This is a genomic window from Pseudomonas sp. AFG_SD02_1510_Pfu_092 (genome assembly GCF_003331055.1).
Classification (GTDB): Bacteria; Pseudomonadota; Gammaproteobacteria; order Pseudomonadales; family Pseudomonadaceae; genus Aquipseudomonas.
The window spans coordinates 1-20,903 of sequence record NZ_PUQD01000064.1 but is presented as its reverse complement, the minus strand read 5'-3'; the positions used below and the strand labels follow the sequence as shown (position 1 = coordinate 20,903).

The following is a 20,903-nucleotide window of genomic DNA, read 5'->3' as shown; positions in this document are numbered from 1 at the left end:
GTATTTACACAGGCCTTGAGCGCTGCGCAGTCCTGTGGGAGCCTGAGGCCCTGAAAGGCTAGCGCTTGGCGATGATATACACCGCATGCACGATCCCTGGAATGTACCCCAGCAAGGTCAGCAGAATATTCAACCAGAACGCCCCGCCGAACCCGACCTGCAGGAACACGCCCAGTGGCGGCAGGATGATGGCGATGATGATGCGGATAAAGTCCATGCGAGTCTCTCCTGAAGGGGTTACATCACAGACTAGCCGCCCGTCGCAGAGGTTCCACAGGCAAAAAAAAACGCCCCGGGCCGAATGAAACGGGCCAAGGGCGATGCGCAGAAACGCCAGACGGTTCGTAGAATTCTCGGTTTCGCCAGCCCGTCAGGCCGGCATTTCGCGGCGGGCCTGCTGCCGGGCATGCAGGCGGGCAAAGGCACGGGCCAGGCGCAACAGCATTTCCTCGATGTTGCCCTTGCTCACGGTCAGCGCCGGTGAAAAGCGCACCACATCCGCCTGCGGTGCGTTGAGCAGCAGGCCTTCGTGCAGGGCTGCGGCCACCAGGTCACGGGCCAGGTTCTCTTTCAGTTGCAGGGCCCACAGCAGGCCTTGCCCGCGCACTTCACCCTGGCCATAACGCCCGGCCAGGCGGCTCAGGCCTTCGCGCAGGTGGCGGCCGTTGTCCTGCACCTGTGCGAAGAAGCCAGGCTCCAGCACGGTATCCAGCACGGCCAGGCCGGCGGCGCACATCAGCGCGTTGCCATGGTGGCTGCCTTGCAGCTCGCCAGGTTCGGCGCAGCACGCCGTGCCGCGGGCCAGCAGGGCCGCCAGCGGCACACCAGCGCCCAGGCCCTTGCCCAAGGTGATGATGTCGGCGCGCACGCCGTAGGTCTGTTCGGCCAGCAGCGCGCCACAGCGGCCGATGCCCGTCTGCACTTCATCGAGGATCAGCAGAATGCCCAGTTCGCGGCACAGCGTTTCCACGCCCTTGAGGTATTCCCGCGTGGCCGGGATGACACCCGCCTCGCCCTGAATCGGCTCGAGCATGATCGCCACGGTGCGCGAGTTCACCTCGGCGTGCAGCGCCGCCAGATCGTTGAACGGCACCTTGCTGAAGCCCGGCAGGCCCGGTTCGCAGCGGTTGCACGGCAGCGGGTCGGACGCCGACAACGCGCCCAGGCTGCGGCCGTGGCAGGCCTGGCTGGCGGTGATGATGTGATAGGCGCCATTGCGGTGCAGCTGGCCCCACTTGCGCGCCAGCTTGATCGCGCCTTCGCAGGCCTCGGCGCCGCTGTTGAGCAAGTAGGCCTGGTCGCTGCCGGTGCTCTGGCACAGGCGCTCGACCAGCCCCAGCAAGCCACGGCTGTGAAAGCCCGAGCCGGGGTTGATCAGCGCCTGGGCCTGGTTGCTCAGCGCTTTCACCAGCACGCTGGGGCTGTGGCCCAGGCTATTGACGGCGCCACCCTGGGTGAAGTCCAGGTAGGCATGCCCTTCGTTGTCCCACAGCCAGGAACCCTGACCACGCACGAACACCTGCGCTGCACGTTCGCTGCCGGGCATCAGGCGCTCAGGCGACAGCTGCGACGCTTGCGGCACGACCGGCGCGCGCTTGGGCTCGGCGATGGCGGCAGGGGCCGGGCGGCGCAGGTTGAACAGGTTCATCAGGGCTCCAACCAGTCAGGGTGAGGGCGGCCACGGTGCGGTCTGGACGCCGCCACTCGATATTTTGCCTTGCCTATCAAAAGTCTTTTTCATGCAGGGTAACAATCGACCGTTTCATCGCTGTAACCCTTTGGAATACGGCGATAGACTAGGCCTGACCGGGGGTTTCGACCATTTCGTTTTTCCAGCATTTTCGATAAGCGCTACTTATGGATTTCCGCCAACTGCGTTATTTCGTCGCGGTGTATGAAGAAGGCCACGTGGGCCGTGCCGCCGAACGCCTGTCGCTGTCCCAGCCGGCGCTTTCCCAGCAGATCCGCCAGCTGGAACACAGCCTCGACCTGAGCCTGTTCGAGCGCAGCAACAAGCGCCTGTTGCCTACGCTGGCCGCGCATACCCTGTACAACCACGCCTTGCCGCTGCTCGATGGCTTGCAGCGCGCGCACGAGGCCATGCGCAACTTCAAGGGCCAGTCGCTGCGCACCCTGGCCATCGGCGTGCTGCAAACCGTGCGGCCAAGCCTGGTGCCGCAGCTGCTCGAACGCCTACGTAGGGCTCAGCCGCACCTTGTAGTGCAGATCTATGAGTTGTCGGGGCTGGAAATCGAACGGCGCCTGCTCAACGGCAGCCTGGACATCGGCATCAGTTACCTGCCGCCACGCCAGCCAGGGCTGCATGGCCTGCTGTTGTACGAAGATGAGCTGCAACTGGTGATACCGGCTACCCACCCGTTGAAGGACTTCAAGAAAGTGTCCATCCGCCAGGCCGCCGAGCTGCCAATGCTGATGCTCGGCGAAGAGTTCCAGATCCGCCAGATCTGGCAGGCGCAGCTGGCCAGCCAAGGGCGTCGGCCGCAGGTGCAGGCCGAGATGAACAACATGGCCGGGATTCTCGACAGCCTGGCCCATACGGCGCTGGCCACCATCCTGCCGGGGCGGGCCAAGGAGGCCGCCGAAGATGATCAGGGGCTGCTGTGGAAGCCGTTGAGCGAGCCGCGGGTGCCGCTGAAAGTTGGCCTGGTGTTCCGTGACGCCCAGCGCCAGCAGGCCTCTGTGGAGCTGCTGCGCACGCTGCTGGAAGAAGAAACGGACGCCCGCCTGTCGGGGGCCTCACCGCTGGATGTGCTCAGCTGAAAAACACGCGCACAAAGAAAACCCCGCCGAAGCGGGGTTTTCCAGACTGTTTCCCTGTGACATCCGTATCGCCCCACCATCCTGGCAGGTGTCCTTCGTCGTCATCCTTGATCTGTCCTTTGCGCTTCCTGCGCAACGTCCATGGGTTAAAGATTAACCGTGGATCCAATCTGACACCAGTGGCGAAATATCACCACGTCGTGTAGGAAAAAGCTTACAAAAGCGAGCCGTTTCCAGATGGACCCAAATGGGGGCCGCTTGGCAGCCCCAAAATTCTTCAGAATTGCTCGGCATCCAGCAGGTACAGCGATTCACTCCCCGCCTTCACCGAAGCCACCAACGAATCCACCCGTGGCAACAGCCGCGCGAAATAGAACCGCGCCGTACCCAGCTTGGCTGCGTAGAACGCCTGGTCGCCGTCACCCGCCTTGGCCGCGCGCGCCATCAGCGCCCACATATAGCCGTAAGCCACGTAACCGAACGCCTGCAGGTATTCGACCGAAGCCGCGCCGATTTCATTCGGGTTGCCCTTGGCCTGCTCCAGCACCCACTCGGTCAGCCCGTCGAGCTGATCGAGAGAGGCGCCCAATGGCTTGGCAAACTCGTCCAGCTCGCTACCGGCACTGGCAATGAACTGGCGAATCTCGTCGGAGAACAGCCGGTAGTAAGCGCCTCCACTGGCCACCACCTTGCGCCCCATCAGGTCGAGCGCCTGAATGCCGTTGGTGCCTTCGTAGATCTGCGTAATGCGCACATCGCGCACCAGCTGCTCCTGGCCCCACTCACGAATGTAGCCATGCCCGCCGAACACCTGCTGGCCGTGCACCGTGCACTCCAGGCCCAGGTCGGTAAGGAAGGCCTTGGCCACCGGCGTCAGCAGTGCCACCAGCTCTTCGCTGCGCTTGCGCACGTTGGCGTCTTCGCTGTACTTGGCGCTGTCCAGTTGCATGGCGACATAGCTGGAGAACGCACGGCCACCTTCGATCAGCGCCTTCATGGTCAACAGCATGCGCCGAACATCCGGGTGGACGATGATCGGGTCGGCGGCTTTGTCCTTGGCTTGCGGCCCGCTCGGGGCGCGGCTCTGCAGGCGGTCGCGGGCGTATTCCACGGCGTTCTGGTAGGAGCGTTCGGCCGAAGCCAGGCCCTGGATGCCGACGCCAAGGCGTTCGTAGTTCATCATGGTGAACATGGCCGCCAGGCCCTTGTTCGGTTCACCGACGATATAACCGACCGCCTCGTCGAAGTTCATCACACAGGTGGCCGAAGCCTGGATGCCCATCTTGTGCTCGATCGAACCGCAGGTGGCCGGGTTGCGCGCACCCAGGCTGCCATCTTCGTTGACCAGGAACTTCGGCACCAGGAACAGCGAGATGCCTTTCGGCCCCGCCGGCGCGTCCGGCAGCTTGGCCAGCACCAGGTGGATGATGTTCTCGGTCAGGTCGTGCTCGCCACCGGTGATGAAAATCTTCGTGCCGCTGACCTTGTAGCTGCCGTCGGCCTGAGGCTCGGCTTTGGTGCGGATGATGCCCAGGTCGGTGCCGGCGTGCGGCTCGGTCAGGCACATGGAACCGGCCCACACACCGGCGTACATGTTCGGCAGGTACTTTTCCTTCAGTGCTTCACTGGCGTGGGCATTGATCGACAGGCAGGCGCCGGCGGTCAGCATCGGGTACAGGCCGAAGGACAGGCTGGAGGCGTTGACCATTTCCTCCACCTGGGCCGAGATGACCTTGGGCATGCCCATGCCGCCGAACAGCGGATCACCGCCCACGCCTACCCAACCGCCTTCGGCATAGGTGTTGTAGGCCTCGATGAAACCGGCCGGTGTACGCACCGCGCCGTTGTCCCAGTGGCAGCCCTCTTCATCGGCAGCACGGCTGAGCGGCGCGATGGACCGCGCCGTGACCTTGCCGGCCTCTTCCAGCACCGCCATGGCCGTGTCGGCATCGACAACCTCGGCCAGCCCGGGCAGTTGCGCCCACTGCTCGGCCACGTTGAAGACTTCATTCAGTACGAAGCGCATGTCGCGCAGGGGCGCTTTATATTCAGCCATGACAACCTCTCGCTAGTCGGGTCGGGGCGGTCTCGGGGAACCGCGACACTGGGTTGCAGCCAGTGTAACCGAACAACTTTTACGAGACATAGGGTCATCAACAGACCGTATAGTCTTTTTCGGTCACGCCATTCGCACGGCGCCACGCTGCGATTGTTGCCCATGCACCATGACGCAATTGCGCCCCGCCCCCTTGGCGCTGTACAGCGCCTGGTCGGCGGATTTCAGTACCGCTTCAGGGTTGCGATGATCGGCCTGGCGCTCGGCGACGCCGATGCTGATGGTGACCGACACCGTGCCGCCACTGCTGCCTGCCCGTCGCTGGCGGCCGGCGGTATCGTCCTGCGGGCGGCTTTGCGGGTCGCGCAGGTGCATCACGTAATTGGCGATCACTTCACGCACGGCTTCCACGTGTGGCACGCACTCTTCGGCGGTCTTGCCGGCAAACACCAGGGCGAATTCTTCACCGCCATAGCGGTAGGCGCGGCCGCCGCCACTGACCTTGGACAGCCGGCTGGCAACCAGGCGCAGCACCTGGTCGCCGACATCGTGACCATGGGTGTCGTTGAATTTCTTGAAGTGGTCGACATCGGTCATGGCGATCACATAGTTGCGCCCCAGGCGCTGCATGCGTTCGTTCAGCGCGCGACGCCCCGGCAGGCCGGTCAGCTCGTCGCGGAAGGCCATCTGGTAGGCCTCGTGCGCCACTGCCGCAGCGATCATCAGCATCACCTGGCTGCACATGATGTTCAGGGTGAACGGCAGGATGAAGGTTTGCGGCAACATCCAGAAAATGCCCAGCAGGCCAGTGATCAACGCCGCGTGCAGCGGCCGCGGTGCGCGCAGGTATTGCACCACCAGCAGAATGAACACGCCGAGGAACAGCGGATAGACCAACTGGATCAGGGTCATCCACCGGCCATGCAGCGCCGGCCAGCGAATTTCCGCCAGCCAGGTCAGCAGTGCCTCGGGGTAACTTTGCTCGAGGGCCACTGCCACGCTGCCGATGGCGAACAGCACGGCGCCACGGGCGAGCAGGTCCTGCAGCAGGTGCGTGCGCTCCTGCCAGGCACCGTACAGGCCGAACAGCGCCGGTAGCAGCAGGCAGACCAGGTGGAAAGTCACCGCGGCATCCTCGCGGACGCGGCCATGGTCCCGGTAGAAGTCGGTCTGGGTGTCGAGCAGGTAGTAGGCGACGTACACCGTGAGCATCAGGAACAGCTCGCGCTGACGGCGATACACCGCGCAATAGGCGCCGCCAAGCAGCAGGACCAGCGTGGGCAGTACGTTGAACAGCGATGTGAAAAAGACACTGAGGTCTCTCACGTAAGCCGCGGCGAGGCCTGCCAGCAACAGAATCAGCGAAGGCAGGAAGTGGCTCGCGCGAACAGCGTCAAGACGAAACAAGGGTAATCTCCGACCCGGCAGATCAATAATGGCATTGTGCCCTTACTTCATCGGCAGTGCACATGAACAGTTGAATATGCGGATGGAATGAACAGGAAATTCCGGCGCACCCGATTATTGCGGGAGCGGCCTTGCGTCGCGAAAGGGGCGCGAAGCGGCCCCAGCTTTTTGCATCACAGCCGAAATTGCCGGGGTTGCTACGCAACCGTTTCGCGCCGCAAGGCCGCTCCCACAGGGGATAGCGTTCAGCTTTCCAGAATGTAAAAACCCGCCTGCCGGTGAAGGCAGACGGGTTTTGGCTACAACCGTTGAATCAGTACGACAGGCCGAAGTGCTCTTCGTCCATCGCCATCAGGTTGTTGGCACCGGACAGCATGGCTGCCACGTGGGTACGGGTACGCGGCAGAATGCGCTGGAAGTAGAAGCGCGCGGTCTGCAGCTTGGCGGTGTAGAACGCCTCTTCGCTGGTGCCGGCAGCCAGTTTCTCGGCGGCCAGGCGGGCGATGTCGGCCCAGAAGTAGGCCAGGCAGGCGTAACCGGAATACATCAGGTAATCGACCGAGGCCGCGCCGACTTCTTCGCGGTCCTTCATGGCGGCCATGCCCACTTTCATGGTCAGCTCGCCCCATTCCTTGTTGATCGCCGCCAGCGGTTCGACGAATTCCTTGACCGCTTCGTTACCTTCCTGCGCCTGGCAGAACTTGTGCACGATCTTGGTGAAGCCCTTCAGCGCTTCGCCCTGGGTCATCAGCACCTTGCGGCCGAGCAGGTCGAGGGCCTGGATGCCGGTGGTGCCTTCATACAGCATGGAAATACGGCTGTCGCGCACGTTCTGCTCCATGCCCCACTCGGCGATGAAACCGTGGCCGCCGTAGATCTGCACACCGTGGTTGGCAGCTTCGAAGCCGACTTCGGTCATGAACGCCTTGGCGATCGGGGTCAGGAACGCCAGCAGGGCATCGGCCTTCTTGCGCTCCTCTTCATCCTGGCTGTACTTGACGATGTCCACCTGCTTGGCGGTGAAGTAGACCATTGCGCGGTTGCCTTCGGCGAAGGCCTTCATGGTCAGCAGCATGCGCCGTACGTCCGGGTGGACGATGATCGGGTCAGCAGCCTTGTCCGGTGCTTTCGGGCCGGTCAGGGAACGCATCTGCAGGCGTTCACGGGCGTACTTCAGGCCACCCTGGAAGGCCACTTCGGCGTGGGCCAGGCCTTGCAGCGCGGTGCCCAGGCGAGCGGTGTTCATGAAGGTGAACATGCAGTTCAGGCCTTTGTTGGCCGGGCCGATCAGGTAGCCGGTGGCGCCGTCGAAGTTCATCACGCAGGTGGCGTTGCCGTGGATGCCCATCTTGTGTTCGATCGAGCCGCAGCTCACGCCGTTGCGCTCGCCCACACCGCCTTCGGCGTTGGGCAGGAACTTCGGCACGATGAACAGCGAAATGCCCTTGGTGCCGGCCGGTGCGTCCGGCAGGCGGGCCAGGACGATATGGACGATGTTGTCGGCCATGTCGTGCTCACCGGCCGAGATGAAGATCTTGGTGCCCGACACCCTGTAGCTGCCGTCGGCCTGTGGTTCGGCCTTGGTGCGCAGCATGCCCAGGTCGGTACCGCAGTGAGGCTCGGTCAGGCACATGGTGCCGGTCCACTCGCCAGACACCAGTTTGGTCAGGTAGGTGTGCTGCTGCTCGGCGGTGCCGTGTGCGGAAATGGTGTTCATCGCGCCGTGCGACAGGCCCGGGTACATGCCCCACGACCAGTTCGAACCACCGACCATTTCGCTCAGGGCCAGGCCCAGCGACTCCGGCAGGCCCTGGCCGCCGTGCTCGACATCATGCGCCAGGCTCGGCCAGCCACCCTCGACGAACTGCTGGTAGGCTTCCTTGAAACCGGTCGGGGTTTTTACGCCCGATTCGCTCCAGGTGCAGCCTTCCTGATCACCTACGCGGTTCAGCGGCGACAGCACCTGCTCACAGAACTTCGCGCCTTCTTCAAGGATCGCGTCGACCATGTCCGGCGTGGCGTCCTGGCAACCCGGCAGGCTCTGATAGTGCGCCTCATAGCCGAGCAGTTCGTCGCGAACGAAGCGGATATCACGCAAGGGGGCTTTGTAATCAGGCATTGCGATGAACCTCTAGGTGAGTTCTGTGGGGGTGACACGCACTTGGCGGCGGTCGATCAAACAGTTGTTTGAAACTTACGTTTAGCTCTGCCTTATGTCAAGGTGGGACCATGGTGTCATTTATGTCACGAAAAACGGCAAACCCGCCAAAGCATGGCGCGTTACTTGTGGGAGCGGGTTCACCCGCGAAGAGGCCGGCCCGGAAAACAAAGTTGTCTGGGCTGACGTATTCGCGGGTAAACCCGCTCCCACAGGTTGAGGGCGCTGATATTGGGAAGACGGCAAAGATCAGGCGTAGGTATCGATGAACCGCCCGAGCATTTCGTCGGAAGCCTTGGCGACGTTCGCGCCAAGCTGGACTTCGTGTTTGCCCACGGCCAGTTGCACGGTGCTGGTGGCCAGGTCCATCTGCTGGCTGCGATCGACCGCGCGCAGGCGTTCGGCCTGGAAATCGCTGGACTGGCTGGTGGCACTGCGTTCGGCAGTGGTGTTGGCGATCTGGCTGGCCGCCTGATCGACGCGGTTCTGGCCGGTGTGGATTGCGCTCAGGCCCGCGTAATAGGCGGAGCTACCGGTGATTTCCATGTCAGGGCTCCATTGACGCTGGATGACGAACAGGACTCATTAAAGCAGCCAAAAGGCAAAAAGGCCCGTTTAAATCGCTAATGGCCCGGTGCCAGTTGATAGGCCCTGGGTATTCCTGCCCGCCTAATCCAGCAGATCCAGCTGCAAATGCTCAGCCACCATGTCGGCGCTGGCCTGCTTGAGCTTGGGCACCCGCCCCAGGCAAGGCGCCGGCAAGCGCTCGGCCAGGCTGGCGAGGTTCTCTTCCAGGCGCGAAGTACGCGGTTCGATGATGTTCGCCACCCAGCCCGCCAGCTGCAGCCCGTCACGGGCAATCGCCTCGGCGCTGAGCAAGGCATGGCTGATGCAACCCAGGCGCACGCCCACCACCAGGATCACCGGCAACTTCAGGGCGATGGCCAGGTCGGACAGGTTGGCTTGCCCCGACAACGGCACGCGCCAGCCACCGGCGCCCTCGATCAGGGTGAAGTCGGCGTTTTGTTGCAACACATTGCGCATCGCCGCCAGCAGCTCCGACACGGCAAGTGTCACCCCCGCCTCGCGCGCCGCCACATGCGGTGCAATCGCCGGTTCGAAGGCATACGGGTTGACCTGCTCATAGGGCAACTTGATCGTGCTTTCATCGATCAGCGCCTGGGCATCGCTGTTGCGCAGCCCTTTGCCGGTCATCGTGCAGCCGGAGGCCACCGGCTTCGCCCCCAGCGTGCTCATGCCCTGCGAACGCGCCGCATGCAGCAGCCCGGCAGCGATGGTGGTCTTGCCGACATCGGTATCGGTCCCGGCAATGAAATACGCCTGGCTCATCTCGCTCCCCTTACGCCTGTGGCTTGCGCAACACACCATAGACCACCTGATAGGTGGCTGGCAGCCCAGCGGGCTGGCGGAATGCCTCGTAAGCCTGCAACAGGCCCTGCATGCGCGCCCGGCCGGTAAGCCCGGAAGGCCGCCCGGGGTTCAGGTTGTGGGCGCCGAGGGCTTTCAGTTCATGGGTGAGGCTGCGCACATCCGGGTAATGCAGCACATGCGGGCAGCGCTGCAGCCCGAGCTGTTCGAAACCGCTGCCGGCGCACAGGCGCTGATAATCCTCGAAACGGCGGAAGCGGTTCACATGCACCAGGCCATCCACCGCCTGCCAGCTGGCGCGCAGTTCGTCGAGGGTGCCCACGCACAGGCTGCTGAATGCCAGCACACCGCCCGGGCGCAGGACACGCAAGGCTTCCGCCAGCACGCTGGCAAACTGGTCGCACCACTGCACGGCAAGGCTGGAAAACACCAGATCGACACTGGCATCGCGCAACGGCAAGCGCTCGGCATCGCCGGCCACGTGATAATGCGCGCCGCCCTGTTCGTTGCGGGCATGGCGCAGCATGCCCTCGGCGATATCCACCGCCACGCCGCCAGACTGCGGAAAACGCTCGGCCAGCGCCCGGCTGAAATGGCCGGTGCCGCTGCCAAGGTCCAGCCAGCGGGACGGCAGCAGGCCACCCGGCAACTGCTCGAGCAGGTGCAAACCCACCGCACGCTGCAAGGCCGCCACGCTGTCGTAACTGGCCGCAGCGCGGGAGAACGAGGCCGCCACCTGGCGCTTGTCGGGCAGCGCGCCGGGCAGGGTCGGACGGGAAAGGTCAGTCATCGCCACTCTCATGCAGAAAACTCTTGATGCCCGCTGCCAGCTCCTGCGGATACTCCAGCAGGAAGGCGTGGGAACTGTCTTCGACCAGGCCTACTTCCACATCGGGCAGCAGCTCGCTCAGTGCTTTCGCCGCTTCTGCCGGCACCAGCGCATCGCTGCCGGCAAACAGATGCAGCTGCGGGCCGGCATAGGCCTGCAGGGCTTCGCGGGTATCCAGCCTGGCCAGCACTTCAAGGCCGGTGGCGAGGTACAGCGGGTCGGTGTCGGGCACGCCGATACCCAGCTGGCGCAGCAGCGTGCGCGGTTGCTGGGCGCCGTCGCTGCATAACGTACGGAAGCGCTTGAGGGTGACCTGGGTATGGCTGCGGCAGCCGTCGAGGAAGGTGCCGAAGGTGTCTTCGGCCATGCCGTGCGGCCAGTCCGGGCGGACGACGAAACTGGGGTTGCTGGCCAGGGTCAGCAGGCCGCAGCAGTGGTCGCCGCGCTTGTGCGCCAGCGCGCTGGCCAGCATGCCACCGAACGACCAGCCGCCCAGCCAGACGTCGCTCGGCAGCTTGCGGTCAAGGTGCTCGACCCAGACCTGCACATCGCTGTGGGGCAGCTCTGGCAGGGGCATCAGCTCTACGTGCAAGCGGGCATCCTGGGCGCGCAGGCTGGCGGCCAGCGGCTCCAGGGAAGCGGTACCCAGCCCCCAGCCGGGCAACAGAACAAGGCGATTACGCATCGGCGCTCTCCAACTGTGGATAACACTCGGCCAACGCATTCAACAATAGCTGCACCTGCGCCTCGCTGTGGGCGGCGCTCAATGTCACCCGCAGGCGCGCGCTGCCTGCCGGCACGGTAGGTGGGCGGATGGCCGTCACCAGCAGGCCGCGTTCGCGCAGCAGGCGTGACAGGCGCAGGGCCTGCGCACTGTCGCCGATGACGATCGGCTGGATCGCTGTCGGGCTGTCCATCAATTGCAGGCCGATCTGCCCTGCGCCTTCGCGGAACTGGCGGATCAGCGCCGCCAGGTGCTCGCGGCGCCAGGTCTCGCGGCGCAGCAGTTGCAGGCTCTTGAGCGTGGCGCAGGCCAGCGCCGGTGGCTGGCTGGTGGTGTAGATGTACGGGCGGGCGAACTGCACCAGCGCCTCGATCAGGTCTTCGCTGCCGGCCACAAAAGCACCGGCGGTGCCACAGGCTTTGCCCAGCGTGCCGACCAGCACCGGCACATCCTCCACGCCCAGGCCAAAATGCTCGACGATACCGCCGCCCAGGGTGCCAAGGGTGCCCAGGCCATGGGCATCATCGACCATCAGCCAGGCACCGCGGGCGCGGGCGACAGCGGCCAACGCCGGCAGGTCGGCCAGGTCGCCGTCCATGCTGAACACGCCGTCGGTCACCACCAGGGTATTGCCCACGGCCTTGTCCAGGCGGCTGGCCAGGCTGGCCGGGTCGTTGTGCAGGTAGCGGTTGAAGCGGGCGCCGCTGAGCAGCCCGCCATCCAGCAGCGAAGCGTGGTTCAGGCGGTCCTGCAGCACCGTATCGCCCTGCCCCACCAGCGCGGTGATGGCGCCCAGGTTGGCCATGTAGCCGGTGGAGAACAGCAACGCGCGCGGGCGCCCGGTGAGTTCGGCCAAGGCCTCCTCCACCTGGTGGTGCGGCGTGCTGTGGCCGATCACCAGGTGCGAGGCACCGCCACCGACACCCCAACGCTCGGCGCCGGCCTGCCAGGCGGCAATCACCTCAGGGTGGTTGGCCAGGCCCAGGTAATCGTTGCTGCAGAAGGCCAGCAGACGCTGGCCATCGACCACCACTTCCGGCCCCTGCGGGCTTTCGAGCAATGGCCGCTGCCGATACAGGTCTGCGCCGCGCCGTTCGGCCAGGCGCGCCGCCAGGTCAAAGGCCATCTCAGGCCGTCGCGGCGTTGTAGAACATCTCGCTGCTGCGCTGCTCGACCAGCGCCTGCTCGATGGCCGCCTGGTGCACTTCGTCGGCGTGCTCTTCACGCGCTTCGGGCTTGATGCCCAGGCGTGCGAACAGCTGCATGTCCTTGTCGGCCTGCGGGTTGGCGGTGGTCAGCAGTTTTTCGCCATAGAAGATCGAGTTGGCGCCGGCCATGAAGGCCAGGGCCTGCATCTGCTCGTTCATTTGCTCGCGGCCGGCGGACAGGCGCACGTGCGACTTGGGCATGAGAATGCGCGCTACCGCCAGCATGCGAATGAAGTCGAACGGGTCGACGTCTTCTTCCTCGGCCAGCGGCGTGCCGGCCACCTTGACCAGCATGTTGATCGGCACCGATTCCGGGTGCTCGGGCAGGTTGGCCAGCTGGATCAGCAGGCCGGCGCGGTCGTCCAGCGACTCGCCCATGCCAAGGATGCCACCGGAGCAGATCTTCATCCCGGCATCGCGCACGTAGGCCAGGGTCTGCAAGCGCTCGCTGTAGGTGCGGGTGGTGATGATGCTGCCGTAGAACTCTGGCGAGGTATCGAGGTTGTGGTTGTAGTAGTCCAGGCCGGCCTGGGCCAGGGCCTGGGTCTGCTCCTGGTCGAGCTTGCCGAGGGTCATGCAGGTTTCCAGGCCCATGGCCTTGACCCCTTTGACCATCTCCAGCACGTACGGCATGTCTTTGGCCGATGGGTGCTTCCACGCCGCACCCATGCAGAAGCGGGTAGAGCCGATGGCTTTGGCGCGGGCGGCCTCTTCGAGCACCTTCTGCACTTCCATCAGCTTTTGTTTTTCCAGCCCGGTGTTGTAGTGACCGGACTGTGGACAATATTTGCAATCTTCCGGGCAGGCGCCGGTCTTGATCGACAGCAGGGTCGAAACCTGCACGCGGTTCGGGTCGAAATGCGCGCGGTGCACGGTCTGCGCCTGGAACAGCAAGTCATTGAACGGTTGCTGGAACAGCGCCTTGACCTCGGCCAGGGACCAGTCGTGACGTGTTGTTGCAGTTGTGCTGGCGCTCATCGGCGTTTCCTTGTTTAGGCTGTAGCTGGCGCCGGGACAGGAAAGCCCACCAGCGCATCACGGATAGCTCGCATAGTCATGGAAGGCCTATGAACTGTCAACCGCACTGGAAACGACTGGTTTACAACTGCTCACTTATTGAGCAATCGTGTTTATTGTGCGATGCGCCTGCCGGGCAGGCCTACCCACTGTGCGTCGCCTGCGAACAGGAGCTGCCCTGGCTGGGTGATCAATGCCTACGCTGCGCCCTGCCGTTGCCGATGGCCGGCCTCACCTGCGCTCCCTGCTGTCGGCGCGCTCCGGCCTTCGAGCAGGTCGTCGCCCTGTGGCATTTCGGTTTCCCGGTAGACACCCTGATCAGCCGGTTCAAGCACAACCGCCAATGGCCGCTGGGGCGGTTGATGGCCGAGTTGCTCGGGTACGGCCTGCTGCACCGCTTCGGCGAAGGGTTGCCACGCCCTGACCTGCTGTTGCCCGTGCCGCTGGCCAGGCGTCGCCTGCGCGAACGGGGGTTCAACCAGGCTGGCATGCTCGGGCGCTGGCTTTCGTCGCCTGTGCGCATAGCTTGCGACGAGCGCTTGCTGATACGCACCCGCGAAACATCGGCGCAGCAGCACCTGGACGCCAAGGCCAGGCGGCGCAATTTGCGACAGGCGTTTGCGGTGACGGGCGAGCTGACCGGCAAGCATGTCGCCATCGTCGATGATGTGCTGACCACCGGCGCAACCGCGCAAGCTGTCGCCCAGGTGCTGCGCCAGGCCGGCGCGCGACGGGTCGATGTGTATTGCCTGGCGCGCACGCCCAAGCCGGGTCATGTATAACCTTGCACACCGCCGACCTCAGGCCTCATGCCAGCGAATGCCCATGCCGCTACCCGCTCTCCTCACCCAGCACATCGCCCGCCGCCCGCAGCGCATCGCGCTGCTGCAGCACATTGCCGAGCAAGGCTCGATCACCCGCGCCGCCAAGGCCGCCGGCATCAGCTACAAGGCGGCCTGGGATGCCATCGATGAGCTCAATAACCTGGCCAGCCAGCCGCTGGTCGAGCGCAGCACTGGCGGCCGCGGCGGTGGTGGCGCGCGTTTGTCCGCAGAAGGCGAGCGGGTGCTGCGCCTGTACCAGAAGCTGCAGGCCTTGCAGGCACAAATCCTTGAAGCGGCCGAAGAGTCCAGCGACCTCGACCTGCTCGGCCGCTTGATGCTGCGCACCAGCGCGCGCAACCAGCTGCAGGGCCAGGTCAGCGGGCTGCGCCGGGAAGGCCGCCATGACCGCGTCAGCCTGGCCTTGGGTGGCGGGCTGGAGATCGACGCGCTGATTACCCACGACAGTACTGCACGGCTGGAATTGACCCTGGGGACGATGGTGGTGGCGCTGCTCAAGGCCGGGTGGGTGCAGTTGCTGGCGGAGGGGGACGAAGCCGAAGCGGGCAGCAATTGCCTGCGGGCAACGGTGGAGGAAGTGCTGGCCGAGGCCGATGGGCCCTGTGAAGTCAGGTTGGCGCTAGGGAATGGGCAGACGTTGTGTGCGATTGCCGAGGCGGATTGGCTGGCTGGGCAGCGGGTGAACAGTGGCAGCGGGGTGCGGGTGCAGTTTCATCCGTCTTATGTGTTGATCGGAATACCGGCTTAGCCTGGCCGCGCTTCGCGCGGTTCGCGGGTAAACCCGCTCCCACAGGGATAGCGCACAATCTTAAGCCTGCGCTGTACCGGTGGGAGCGGGTTCACCCGCGAAGAGGCCGGCACCGGCATAACGCGGTACCATGGCCGCATGCCGCTTACCCTCGGAGCCTCCATGTCCCACCCCTTCGACACCCTTACCCCCGACCTGGTCCTGGACGCCGTGGAAAACCTGGGCTTTCTCAGTGATGCCCGGGTGCTGGCGCTGAACAGCTACGAAAACCGCGTCTACCAGGTGGGCATCGAGGGCGCGCAGCCGCTGATCGCCAAGTTCTACCGCCCTGGCCGCTGGAGCGATGCGGCAATCGTCGAAGAACACGGCTTCACCGCCGAACTGGCCGACTGCGAAGTCCCGGTGGTCGCGCCGTTGCAACACGACGGCCGCAGCTTGTTCGAACACCAGGGCTTCCGCTTCGCCCTGTTCCCCCGTCGCGGTGGCCACGCCCCGGAACCCGGCAACCTCGATCAGCTCTACCGCCTCGGCCAGTTGCTCGGCCGCCTGCACGCCGTGGGCGCCAGCAAGCCGTTCGAGCACCGCGAAGCGCTGGCTGTGGACAACTTCGGCCACGCCTCGCTGAATACCCTGCTGGAAGGCAATTTTGTTCCGCGTGAGCTGCTCCCTGCCTTCGAATCGGTGGCCCGCGACCTGCTCAAGCGGGTGGAGCAGATCTACGCCAGTACCCCACACCAGCTCATCCGCCTGCACGGTGACCTGCACCCGGGCAACCTGATGCACCGGGACGAGGTTTACCACGTGGTCGATCTCGACGACTGCCGCATGGGCCCGGCGGTACAGGACCTGTGGATGATGCTGGCCGGCAGCCGCGAGGAACGCCTGGGGCAACTGGCCGAACTGATCGACGGCTACAACGAGTTTCACGATTTCGACCCGCGCGAACTGGCCCTGATCGAACCGTTGCGGGCCCTGCGCCAATTGCACTACAGCGCCTGGCTGGCACGGCGCTGGGACGACCCGGCGTTTCCACCCAGCTTCCCCTGGTTTGGCCAACCACGCTACTGGGGTGATCAGATCCTCGCTTTGCGCGAGCAGATGGCCGCACTGGATGAAGCGCCACTGAAATTGTTCTAGGAGCACGCCCGTCTCTGTCTACAATAGGCGTCGCGTTATTTAGCTACCTAAGCAAGGATTCTGCATGCACGCCGCAAACCCGCGTCGCGGGTACCTACTGGGCCTTGGCGCCTACATCATCTGGGGCCTGTTCCCTCTGTACTTCAAGGCGATCCAGAGCGTCCCGGCGGTGGAGATCATCGTCCACCGCGTGCTCTGGTCAGCGCTGTTCGGCTCGCTATTGCTGCTGGTCTGGAAACACCCCGGCTGGTGGCGCGAACTGCGTGACAACCCGCGCCGGCTGGCCATTCTGGCGCTGAGCGGGGCGCTGATCGCCGCCAACTGGCTGACCTACGTGTGGTCGGTGAACAACGGGCGCATGCTCGAGGCCAGCCTGGGCTACTACATCAACCCGTTGATCAACGTGCTGCTGGGCATGCTGATACTTGGCGAGCGCCTGCGCCGCCTGCAGTGGCTGGCCGTGGCCATGGCCGCTGCGGGTGTGGCCCAACAGGTGTGGCAAGTGGGCAGCCTGCCCTGGGTGTCGCTGGCGCTGGCGCTGAGCTTCGGTTTCTATGGGCTGATCCGCAAGCAGGCACCGGTGGCGGCACTGCCGGGGCTGGTGGTGGAAACCTGGATGCTGGTACCGCTGGCCCTTGGCTGGCTGTTGCTGCACCCGGCGGCGTCCAGCGCACAAGCTGAGTTCTATGGCAGCAGCGAGGCGTTGTGGCTGATGGCTGCGGGGCCGGTGACGCTGGTGCCGCTGGTGTGCTTCAACGCGGCGGCGCGGCACCTGCCCTACACCACGCTGGGCTTCCTGCAGTACCTGGCGCCGACCCTGGTGCTGCTGCAAGCGGTGCTGCTGTTCGACGAGCATTTGTCGTCCAGTACCCTGGTGGCGTTCATGTTCATCTGGGCGGGGTTGGCGATCTACAGCGTCGATGCCTGGTTGAGTTTGCGCAAGCGCGTCTGATCAAAAAATGACCGAAACTCTGCAGGCCTTGTGGTTCGTGGCCTGCAGAGACATCTCCAAAGGTTATCCACACCCTCGTCCCCGTGCTTTGTGCACAAGCTGCTGATTATTGGGCGTTTTTTGAGCAAAGCCTAGCAGGGCTTGAATTGCCTGGGCTGGAGAGGTGAGCCCCCAGGTTATCCACAGGGCCTTCCCCGTGATATCGGGATAACCTCAGGGGGCCGCTTCGCGCCCCATCGCCGGCAAGCCAGCTCCCACATTGATCGCGCTAGCCTCAAGGCTTTATGCAGCACCTGTGGGAGCTGGCTTGCCTGCGATGGGGCGCGAAGCGGCCCCGGCAATCTCGGCTCACTCCTCCGCCCGCAGCTTCAACTCGACCATCAAGTCATCCGCCAGGCTCTCCAGCTTCTGCTGCAAATCCTCCAGCGACAGGGTCAACGGCAATGCCAGCAAAGCATCGGCATGAAACAGCGGCTCGCTGCTCATGGGTGCCGGCCGCACCTCAGTCGTAAACCGCTCAAGGTTCACCCCCAGGTCCGCCAACAAGCGGGTGATGTCACGCACGATCCCCGGCCGGTCATTGCCCACCAGCTCCATGGCAATCGGCTTCCAGCTACACGACGGCTCGATCCCGCTCTCGGCGATCAGCACGCGAATGTCATAGCGGGCCAGGCCCTGCAACGAGGTCACCAGCTCTGCGTAATTCTCCGCCGGCACCGCCACCCGCAGGATCCCGGCGAATTGCCCGGCCATGCGCGACATGCGGCTTTCCAGCCAGTTGCCACTGTGATCGGCGATGCACTGGGCAATGCGCTCGACCTGGCCGGCCTTGTCAGGGGCAATCACAGTCAGTACAAGATGATCCACAAGCCCTTCCTCGTGTCGGACCGCGCCGAGCGGCAGAAAATCGACGGATCGACTCAGTATAGGCAAGGCGCGGCAACCTGCCGCAGGGCAATCCACATGATGAATCGTGTACTGTTTCAAGATTTATCTGGAACAATCCACCTGTTTTTTGCGAACATACTCACTCCCAGCGTGACCATACGCGACCAACGGGTCGCATAACGGCGCTTTTAGTCTGATTTTGCCCCGTGTACTGCTTCATGTAGTATCCCGTGGCGCGGACTACAAAACGTCGTTTGGATGTCTGCCAAGGCGCCTGTGAAAATACGCACACTGTCTGCCAGCCCGTCTGACAGGCCGCACCCAGCCGCGCTCGGGGTTTTACCCGGGGGCATGCACTGGTGCCGTGTTTAGAGAAGCGCTACAGGCTTAATACAGAAGAGCGAAATAGCTGAGCAGAGTGAGGCAAGCAATGACTGGATACGTTCAAGTCGGTGGCCTTCAGGTCGCCAAGGTCCTGTACGACTTCGTGAACAACGAAGCCATCCCAGGGACCGGCATCGTCGCCGAGCAGTTCTGGGCCGGTGCAGAGAAGATCATCAATGACCTCGCTCCAAAGAACAAAGCCCTGCTCGCCAAGCGCGACGAGCTGCAAGCCAAGATCGACGCCTGGCACCAGGCACGCAAAGGCCAGGCCCATGACGCCGTAGCCTACAAGGCATTCCTCCAGGAAATCGGCTACCTGCTGCCACAAGCCGACGATTTCCAGGCCACCACCCAGAACGTGGACGAAGAAATCGCCCACATGGCCGGCCCGCAGCTGGTCGTACCGGTGATGAACGCCCGTTTCGCCCTGAACGCCGCCAACGCCCGTTGGGGTTCGCTGTACGACGCACTGTATGGCACCGATGCCATCAGCGATGAAGGCGGCGCCGAGAAAGGCCAGGGCTACAACAAGCTGCGTGGCGACAAGGTCATCGCTTTCGCCCGCGCCTTCCTCGACGAAGCCGCGCCACTGGCGGCCGGCTCGCACGTCGACTCCACCGGTTATCGCATCGAAGCCGGCAAGCTGATCGTCGCCCTGAAAGGCGGCAGCAACAGCGGCCTGCGTGACGACGCCCAACTCATCGGCTTCCACGGCGACGCCGCCGCGCCGACTGCCGTGCTGCTCAAGCACAACGGCCTGCACTTCGAAATCCAGGTCGATGCCAGCACCCCGGTCGGTAGCACCGACGCCGCTGGTGTGAAGGACATCCTGATGGAATCGGCGCTGACCACCATCATGGACTGCGAAGACTCGGTTGCCGCCGTCGATGCCGACGACAAGGTCGTCGTCTACCGCAACTGGCTGGGCCTGATGAAAGGCGACCTGGCCGAGAGCGTGAGCAAGGGCGGCAAGACCTTCACCCGCACCATGAACCCGGACCGCGAGTACGCCGCGCCCAACGGCGGCAGCGTGACCCTGCACGGCCGTTCGCTGCTGTTCGTGCGCAACGTGGGTCACCTGATGACCAACCCGGCGATCCTCGACGCCCAGGGCAACGAAATCCCTGAAGGCATCCAGGACGGCCTGTTCACCAACCTGATCGCGCTGCACAACCTCAACGGCAACACCAGCCGCAAGAACACCCGCACCGGCAGCGTGTACATCGTAAAGCCGAAGATGCACGGCCCGGAAGAAGTCGCCTTCGCCGCCGAAATCTTCAGCCGGGTCGAAGACCTGCTGGGCATGAAGCGCAACACCGTCAAGGTCGGCATCATGGACGAGGAGCGCCGTACCACGGTCAACCTCAAGTCGTGCATCAAGGCCGCAGCCGAGCGCGTGGTGTTCATCAACACCGGCTTCCTCGACCGCACCGGCGACGAAATCCACACCTCGATGGAAGCCGGCGCCGTGGTGCGCAAGGGCGCCATGAAGAACGAGAAGTGGATCGGCGCCTACGAGAACAACAACGTCGATGTCGGCCTGGCCACCGGCCTGCAAGGCCGTGCGCAGATCGGTAAAGGCATGTGGGCCATGCCCGACCTGATGGCAGCCATGCTCGAGCAGAAGATCGCTCACCCGCTGGCCGGTGCCAACACCGCCTGGGTACCCTCGCCGACCGCCGCCACCCTGCACGCCCTGCACTACCACAAGGTGGACGTCCAGGCGCGTCAGCGTGAACTGGCTTCGCGCACCCCGGCGTCGGTGGACGATATCCTGGCCATCCCGCTGGCCGCCGACACCAACTGGTCGGCCGAAGAGATCCGCAACGAACTGGACAACAACGCCCAGGGCATCCTCGGCTACGTGGTGCGCTGGATTGACCAGGGAGTGGGTTGCTCGAAAGTGCCGGACATCAACAACGTCGGCCTGATGGAAGACCGCGCCACCCTGCGTATCTCGGCCCAGCTGCTGGCCAACTGGCTGCGCCATGGCGTGGTCAGCCAGGACCAGGTGCTGGAAAGCCTCAAGCGCATGGCGGTGGTGGTTGACCAGCAGAACGCCGGTGATGCCCTGTATCGCCCGATGGCGCCGAACTTCGACGACAACGTCGCGTTCCAGGCGGCCGTTGAGCTGGTGGTGGAAGGTGGCAAGCAGCCGAACGGTTATACCGAGCCGGTACTGCACCGCCGTCGCCGCGAGTTCAAGGCGCGTAACGGGTTGTAAGCGACATCGGCGACAGGGGGCCGCCTTGCGGCCCTTTCGCGACACAAGGCCGCTCCCACAGGTACCACGGTATATTTTTTGGGTGGGGGGTAGCGGTGGGGGGGGGGGGGGGGGGGGCCCGGGGGGCAAGGAGCCCCCGGGCGGGGGAGCTGGGGTTTT

18 protein-coding genes are annotated in these 20,903 nt (G+C 64.3%); 6 read left to right on the top strand and 12 right to left on the bottom strand.

Annotated features, from left to right (window positions below):
• Nucleotides 1-58 precede the first annotated feature (58 nt).
• A complete protein-coding gene (locus C6A77_RS21585) occupies nucleotides 59-217 on the bottom strand; it encodes a YqaE/Pmp3 family membrane protein (protein ID WP_009681539.1) in 159 nt (52 codons plus the stop codon).
• A gap of 153 nt (nucleotides 218-370) precedes the next feature.
• Entirely contained in the window at nucleotides 371-1,648 is a 1,278-nt protein-coding gene (locus C6A77_RS21580) for an aminotransferase class III-fold pyridoxal phosphate-dependent enzyme (RefSeq protein ID WP_114171294.1), read from the bottom strand.
• 209 nt (nucleotides 1,649-1,857) lie between these two features.
• On the opposite strand from C6A77_RS21580, the gene C6A77_RS21575 reads away from it, so the two are divergent.
• A complete protein-coding gene (locus C6A77_RS21575) occupies nucleotides 1,858-2,781 on the top strand; it encodes a LysR family transcriptional regulator (protein WP_114171293.1) in 924 nt (307 codons plus the stop codon).
• A 277-nt stretch (nucleotides 2,782-3,058) separates the two neighbouring features.
• Here C6A77_RS21575 and C6A77_RS21570 read toward each other — a convergent pair whose 3' ends face one another.
• The 9 genes from C6A77_RS21570 to bioB form a co-directional block, all read right to left on the bottom strand.
• Nucleotides 3,059-4,837, bottom strand: coding sequence for an acyl-CoA dehydrogenase C-terminal domain-containing protein (locus C6A77_RS21570; RefSeq protein ID WP_114171292.1), 1,779 nt, complete (start codon nucleotides 4,835-4,837; stop codon nucleotides 3,059-3,061).
• A 123-nt stretch (nucleotides 4,838-4,960) separates the two neighbouring features.
• Complete coding sequence (locus C6A77_RS21565; protein ID WP_114171291.1) at nucleotides 4,961-6,244, bottom strand: GGDEF domain-containing protein; 1,284 nt, start codon at nucleotides 6,242-6,244, stop codon at nucleotides 4,961-4,963.
• Between the two features lie 313 nt (nucleotides 6,245-6,557).
• The gene (locus C6A77_RS21560; protein WP_114171290.1) at nucleotides 6,558-8,363 is read right to left on the bottom strand and encodes a phenylacyl-CoA dehydrogenase; all 1,806 of its coding nucleotides are present in this window, start codon (nucleotides 8,361-8,363) and stop codon (nucleotides 6,558-6,560) included.
• 288 nt (nucleotides 8,364-8,651) lie between these two features.
• Entirely contained in the window at nucleotides 8,652-8,948 is a 297-nt protein-coding gene (locus C6A77_RS21555) for a pyrroloquinoline quinone biosynthesis protein PqqE (RefSeq protein ID WP_114171289.1), read from the bottom strand.
• Nucleotides 8,949-9,071: 123 nt separating this feature from the next.
• On the bottom strand, nucleotides 9,072-9,752 hold the full coding sequence (bioD, locus tag C6A77_RS21550) for a dethiobiotin synthase (protein ID WP_114171288.1): 681 nt from the start codon (nucleotides 9,750-9,752) through the stop codon (nucleotides 9,072-9,074).
• 10 nt (nucleotides 9,753-9,762) lie between these two features.
• Nucleotides 9,763-10,581 carry a malonyl-ACP O-methyltransferase BioC gene (bioC, locus tag C6A77_RS21545; RefSeq protein WP_114171287.1) on the bottom strand — a complete coding sequence of 273 codons (819 nt, stop codon included), beginning with the start codon at nucleotides 10,579-10,581 and terminating at the stop codon, nucleotides 9,763-9,765.
• Nucleotides 10,574-11,305 carry an alpha/beta fold hydrolase gene (locus C6A77_RS21540; RefSeq protein WP_114171286.1) on the bottom strand — a complete coding sequence of 244 codons (732 nt, stop codon included), beginning with the start codon at nucleotides 11,303-11,305 and terminating at the stop codon, nucleotides 10,574-10,576. Before C6A77_RS21540 ends, bioC begins: the two co-directional genes overlap by 8 nt.
• A complete protein-coding gene (bioF, locus tag C6A77_RS21535; protein ID WP_114171285.1) occupies nucleotides 11,298-12,470 on the bottom strand; it encodes an 8-amino-7-oxononanoate synthase in 1,173 nt (390 codons plus the stop codon). Before bioF ends, C6A77_RS21540 begins: the two co-directional genes overlap by 8 nt.
• Nucleotide 12,471: 1 nt before the next feature.
• The gene (gene bioB, locus C6A77_RS21530) at nucleotides 12,472-13,530 is read right to left on the bottom strand and encodes a biotin synthase BioB (RefSeq protein ID WP_114171284.1); all 1,059 of its coding nucleotides are present in this window, start codon (nucleotides 13,528-13,530) and stop codon (nucleotides 12,472-12,474) included.
• Nucleotides 13,531-13,619: 89 nt separating this feature from the next.
• Between bioB and C6A77_RS21525 the strand changes: the two genes are divergently transcribed.
• The 4 genes from C6A77_RS21525 to rarD all read left to right on the top strand — a co-directional run bounded on the left by C6A77_RS21525 (nucleotide 13,620) and on the right by rarD (nucleotide 17,248).
• Nucleotides 13,620-14,351: a ComF family protein gene (locus C6A77_RS21525; RefSeq protein WP_114171283.1), complete on the top strand. Its 732-nt coding sequence runs from the start codon at nucleotides 13,620-13,622 to the stop codon at nucleotides 14,349-14,351.
• Between the two features lie 43 nt (nucleotides 14,352-14,394).
• On the top strand, nucleotides 14,395-15,159 hold the full coding sequence (locus C6A77_RS21520) for a TOBE domain-containing protein (RefSeq protein WP_114171282.1): 765 nt from the start codon (nucleotides 14,395-14,397) through the stop codon (nucleotides 15,157-15,159).
• A gap of 162 nt (nucleotides 15,160-15,321) precedes the next feature.
• Nucleotides 15,322-16,296 (top strand): serine/threonine protein kinase, encoded by a 975-nt coding sequence (locus tag C6A77_RS21510; RefSeq protein ID WP_114171281.1) that lies wholly within the window; start codon nucleotides 15,322-15,324, stop codon nucleotides 16,294-16,296.
• A gap of 64 nt (nucleotides 16,297-16,360) precedes the next feature.
• Nucleotides 16,361-17,248: an EamA family transporter RarD gene (gene rarD, locus C6A77_RS21505; protein WP_114171280.1), complete on the top strand. Its 888-nt coding sequence runs from the start codon at nucleotides 16,361-16,363 to the stop codon at nucleotides 17,246-17,248.
• Nucleotides 17,249-17,596: 348 nt separating this feature from the next.
• Here the strand turns inward: rarD and C6A77_RS21500 are convergent, their stop codons facing one another.
• Nucleotides 17,597-18,115: an ACT domain-containing protein gene (locus tag C6A77_RS21500; RefSeq protein ID WP_114171279.1), complete on the bottom strand. Its 519-nt coding sequence runs from the start codon at nucleotides 18,113-18,115 to the stop codon at nucleotides 17,597-17,599.
• Nucleotides 18,116-18,566: 451 nt separating this feature from the next.
• On the opposite strand from C6A77_RS21500, the gene C6A77_RS21495 reads away from it, so the two are divergent.
• The gene (locus C6A77_RS21495) at nucleotides 18,567-20,744 is read left to right on the top strand and encodes a malate synthase G (protein ID WP_114171278.1); all 2,178 of its coding nucleotides are present in this window, start codon (nucleotides 18,567-18,569) and stop codon (nucleotides 20,742-20,744) included.
• Nucleotides 20,745-20,903: the final 159 nt, after the last annotated feature.